Annotated in this window: 4 protein-coding genes and 1 pseudogene; all 5 read right to left on the reverse strand. The window is 67.8% G+C overall.

Annotated elements, in window-relative coordinates; all coding sequences use genetic code 11:
• Window positions 1-66: 66 nt before the first annotated feature.
• Entirely contained in the window at window positions 67-336 is a 270-nt protein-coding gene (locus tag CXY79_RS00095; RefSeq protein ID WP_104099142.1) for a DUF3073 domain-containing protein, read from the reverse strand.
• 171 nt (window positions 337-507) lie between these two features.
• Complete coding sequence (crcB, locus tag CXY79_RS15810) at window positions 508-876, reverse strand: fluoride efflux transporter CrcB (protein WP_158250185.1); 369 nt, start codon at window positions 874-876, stop codon at window positions 508-510.
• A complete protein-coding gene (locus CXY79_RS00105) occupies window positions 873-1289 on the reverse strand; it encodes a CrcB family protein (protein WP_104099143.1) in 417 nt (138 codons plus the stop codon). Before CXY79_RS00105 ends, crcB begins: the two co-directional genes overlap by 4 nt.
• A 3-nt stretch (window positions 1290-1292) precedes the next feature.
• The gene (locus CXY79_RS00110) at window positions 1293-3416 is read right to left on the reverse strand and encodes an APC family permease (RefSeq protein WP_104099145.1); all 2124 of its coding nucleotides are present in this window, start codon (window positions 3414-3416) and stop codon (window positions 1293-1295) included.
• A 273-nt stretch (window positions 3417-3689) separates the two neighbouring features.
• A pseudogene (locus CXY79_RS15815) lies at window positions 3690-4100 on the reverse strand (hypothetical protein); the annotation flags it as partial.

The raw sequence follows: 4100 nt of genomic DNA on the forward strand, positions 1-4100 counted from the left end.
CGAGATGAGCCGAGCCGAGATGAGCCGAGCCGAGATGAGCCGAGCCGAGCCGAGATGAGCCGAGCGTCAGGCGCGCTTCTGCTCGTCTTCGGTGGCGTAATGGTCGACGTATTGGTCGTCGGCGTCGGCGTCGGCGTCGTCGTCGGTGTCTGCGTCTTTGCCGGGCTTGCCGGCCTCGTACTCCGGCCACTTCGCCAGGTCCTCATCGAGGCGCGGGTCGTTGGCCGGATGCCCGGTGAGCTCGCGCTCAAGCGCGTTGTAGTTGGTGTCCGGGCTGAAGTACTTCAGCTCGCGGGCAACCTTGGTGTGCTTTGCTTTTTGACGGCCGCGCCCCATGCGAGACCCCCTAACGATGCCAGGCCGGGTGAGAGGAACGTCTCCCGGGAGTTGCCGAATATGGTGAAAACTAGCCGTCAGTTTAGCATGGCGGGCCGAACGGGCCGAGGATGCAAATCCTGAGCAGCGGTTCGCCGAGCACGTTCACAATCAGCGTTCCTTCACTGTACCTCAGCGGGAGAGGAGGTAGCCCGCACCACAGACCAGGAACCCGAGCAGGAGAGTGCCGATCAGGTTGACAATGCCAGCTCGCCGACGCCCGGTGAGCGTCAGTTCGACGGTCTCGACGCTCCAGGTGCTGAACGTGGTCAGGCCGCCGCAGACCCCGGTCAACAGGATCAGCTGCACGTCGGCGGACACCGCGGCACGCTCGGAGAGACCGAGCACCACGCCGCCGATCAACGATCCGGCCACGTTCACGATCAACACGCCGAGCGGCAGCCGCTCGGGGCCGACGGGGAAGGCACGCGAGACGAAGTAACGGATGACCGCCGCCGCGCCACCGGTGACGAGTACGCCGAGGACCAGCCAGGTGCTCACAGAGTGCTCCCGGCATCCGGAATGTCCGGCAACACGCGGTGTCGAAGCTGCGCCCCCAGCTGCAGGCCGAGGGCCGCGGCCCCGAACCCCAGCAGCAGAGTGGCCGCCAGGTAGATCCAGCCGAGAGTCGGGAATCCGGCCGCGCCGAGCGCGACCAGGGACACCATGACGGCGGAGTAGGTCGTGAACGACCCGAGCACCCCCGTGCCGAGGGCGGCCTTGACCCAGGCCGGCAGGCCCGGGCGGGTCCACAGGCCGGCCACCAGCCAGCCGAGGATGAACGCCCCGATCGTGTTGGCGATCAGCGTGCTCGCCGGGAAGTCGGTGTCGGCGTGCGGGAGAGCCTGATCGATGCCGAGTCGAAGGCCCGTGCCGACCATGCCGCCGAGAAAGACGCCGGGAGCAAGGCGCATCCGTTACTTCCTCTTGCGGCGCCGCGCGGCGGACGGCCGGGAATTCGGCGGAACCGTGCCGACGACCGGCGTGGGTCGGATCGGGATGTCCTTGGTCGCCGGAGCGAGCGGGCGGCGCGGGATTGGGCGGGGGCGCACGGGCTCGCCGCGGCGGTCCTGGCCGGGCACGGGCCGGGAGCGCCGGCCGTAGATGAGCTCGGAGGAGTCGAGCAGCCACGGCACCAGGGCAATGGTGACGCCGTGCACGAGCATGAGTTTCTGGCGCAGCCGCCGGGCCTTGTGGTTGTGCAGCAGACCCTCCCACCAGTGGCCCACGATGTAGATCGGGGTGTACACGGTGACGACCTCGGAGCCGTGGTCCTCGCGCCGATCCTTGATGTAGCTGATCAGAGGCCAGCTGATATCCCGGTAGGGCGACTGTACGATGCGCAACGGCACCTGGATATTCTGCTGCACCCAGGCGCGCTTGAGCGCCTTGGTCTCGTCGACGTCGACGGAGATGTGTACGGCCTCGATGCTCTCGTGGCGGGCCGCGATCGCGTAGTCCAACGCCTTGAGCACGGGCTTCTGCATCTTGCCGACCAGCACGATCGCGTGGTCGCCCGACGAGCCGAAGATGGTGTCGGCATCCACTTCGATTTCCTTGGCGACGTCGCGGTAGTACCGGTTGACGCCGAGCATGAGGGTGAACAGCACAGGCATCAAAACGAAGACGAGCCAGGCGCCGTGGGTGAACTTGGTGATGGTGACCACTATCAGCACCACGCCGGTGAGCAGCGCGCCGAAGCCGTTGATCGAGAGGCTGGCGATGATGGATGCCCGGTTCGGCGGGTTCGTCTTCAGCAGGGTCAGCCAGTGCCGCACCATGCCCGTCTGCCCGAGTGTGAAGGAGACGAAGACGCCGATGATGTAGAGCTGGATCAGCACGGTCAGGTTGGCCTGGTAGATGACCAGGATGATGCAGGCGAAGAGGGCCAGCAGCAGCACACCGTTGGAGTAGATCAGGCGGTCGCCGCGGGTGCTGAGCGATTTCGGGGCGTAGGAGTCTTTGGCGAGCACGGAGCCGAGCAGCGGGAAGCCGTTGAACGCCGTGTTGGCGGCCAGCAGCAGCACCGCCGCGGTCGCGGCCTGCAGCACGAAGAACATGATCGAGTTGTTGCCGAAGGTGGCCGCCGCGATCTGGGCGATCAGGCTGCGCTGCGGGGAGGTCGCGCACTCCTCCCAGCCGATCAGGTCGCAGGGATTCTCCGCGTAGTGCACCTTCGAGAACAGGGCGAGCGCGGTCAGGCCGATGAAGAGCGTGATGGCGATGCCGCCCATGAGCACCAGCGTGCGCTGGGCGTTCTTGACCTTCGGATGCTTGAACGCGGGCACCCCGTTGGCGATCGCCTCGACGCCGGTGAGCGCGCTGCACCCACTCGCGAAGGAGCGCAGCAGCAGCAGGATGAACGCCGACTGGGCCAGGCTCTGGGCCTCTACGTCGTAGTTCGCCGACTCGGCCATCGGGGTATCGCCGAGGGCGACCCGAGCGAGGCCCACGACGACCATCAACAGCACGCTGGCGATGAACAGGTAGGTGGGGATGGCGAAAGCCTTGCTCGACTCGTGCACGCCGCGCAGGTTGACCGCCGCGAGAAGGATCACGAAGAAGACCGCGAACTCCACCCGGAACGGCGCCAGGCCCGGCAGTGCGGAGATGATGTTGTCCACGCCGCTGGCCACCGACACGACCACGGTCATCACGTAGTCGACGAGCAGGGCGGACGCGACGACGAGGCCGGCCTTCTCTCCGAGGTTCTTGTGCGCGACCTCGTAGTCGCCGCCGCCGGACGGGTAGGCCTTGATCAGCTGGCGGTACGACGCGACGACCACGACGAGCAGTAGCACGACGCACGCCGCGACCCAGGGCGCGAAGCTGAGAAAGGCCAGCCCGCCGAGCGTCAGGATCATCAGGAGCTCTTGCGGCGCATACGCGACGCTCGACAGCGGGTCGCTCGCGAAGATGGGGAGGGCGAGGTGCTTGGGCAGCAACTGGCCGTCGAGCTTTTCGGTCGAGAGCGGGTCGCCGATGATCCACCTTTTCGGTGAACGTGTTTCTGGTGCCTGGGGGGTTCCCTCTGGTGTCACGAGGGACGACACTACTCCCTTGGATTCCTCTGTCAAATCCAGGGGAGTCGGCCGCCGTGCGGGCGTGTCGGGTGCGCCCGGTCTGCCCGATCTGCGGCGCCCTGATGTCCCTGCACGCGATCGACCGTTCGGCGGGATGCACCGACCGCGCCACCCCACCGCCGAGGAGATCGCGGCCCGTCCCGTCTGACCCGGTTGCGACGGTGACACACAGAACACCCGCGCAGCTGGCGAGGGTGTTCTGTGTGGGGGGTGCTGTTGCACCGCTCCGGGCTAGTGGCCGCGCTGCCGGTGCAGGGCGGCGAGGATGTCCGCGCGCACCTCGACCAGGCGAGCTCGAAGTTCCGGCACGAGCGTGGTCGGCACGCCGGACCGTGTGGCAGCCTGGCGCAGGTCCGCGCGCAGCTGCTGACGGAACTCGTTCAGCACCAGGTCGGCCTCATGCAGCGCCCGGTTGGACTCGAGACGCGGGTCGGGCGTCGAGGCGGCCGTGGATCCCGAATCGCCTTCGACGGTTCCGGCGCGGGCACCTGTTCCGTCGAATGTGGTTCCCGATGTGCTGCCGCTCGCTGCCGATTCCGCTGGGCCGGTCTGCCATCCCGCCCCGGCCGAGGCCGAGGCTGAAGCTGCGGCTGATGCGGCTGCCGCACCGGCTCGGGCCCCGGCCGCGGCGCCGGCTGCCGC

This window comes from Cryobacterium sp. M96, from assembly GCF_002929845.1.
In the GTDB taxonomy this organism is placed as follows: Bacteria; Actinomycetota; Actinomycetes; order Actinomycetales; family Microbacteriaceae; genus Cryobacterium; species Cryobacterium sandaracinum.

What these genes read in the sequence shown, in the direction of transcription:
- CXY79_RS00095 (WP_104099142.1), bottom strand. Translation starts at nt 336, where the DNA reads ATGGGGCGCGGCCGTCAAAAAGCAAAGCACACCAAGGTTGCCCGCGAG.
- CXY79_RS00105 (WP_104099143.1), bottom strand. Translation starts at nt 1,289, where the DNA reads ATGCGCCTTGCTCCCGGCGTCTTTCTCGGCGGCATGGTCGGCACGGGC.